Raw genomic sequence first — 311 nt, 5'->3', positions numbered from 1 at the left:
CAGTATCAATCAGGTGATGAGGATAATCCGCAACGTTCATTGAAACAGGCGCTGTTGCGAGCAATTCACGATATGGAAGATAACTATGGTTTACAAACTGAGCTAGTGATCGATCAAGATATCTTAATTGAGAATGTTGAGTTGCATGATATTATGCGAGTAGTTGGTGAAGCGTTAATGAACGTGGTCAAGCATGCAAATACGAATCAAGCAATGATCGAAACAATGATTGATGATCACATGCTCACAGTTAAGATTACGGACCATGGAAGTTTATTCAAACCTGGAGCAATTTTAAGTAATCACTATGG

General features: G+C 38.6%; 1 protein-coding gene. It reads left to right on the top strand.

Annotated elements, in window-relative coordinates:
* Positions 1-311 (top strand): hypothetical protein (locus tag ACFILW_RS10700; RefSeq protein WP_375685824.1); only part of this gene is annotated, 311 nt, incomplete at both ends.

Source organism: Bartonella sp. TT110JLCBS (assembly GCF_042193405.1).
In the GTDB taxonomy this organism is placed as follows: Bacteria; Pseudomonadota; Alphaproteobacteria; order Rhizobiales; family Rhizobiaceae; genus Bartonella.
The sequence above is the reverse complement of the archived record's forward strand: the minus strand, read 5'-3'. Positions and strand labels throughout refer to the sequence as shown.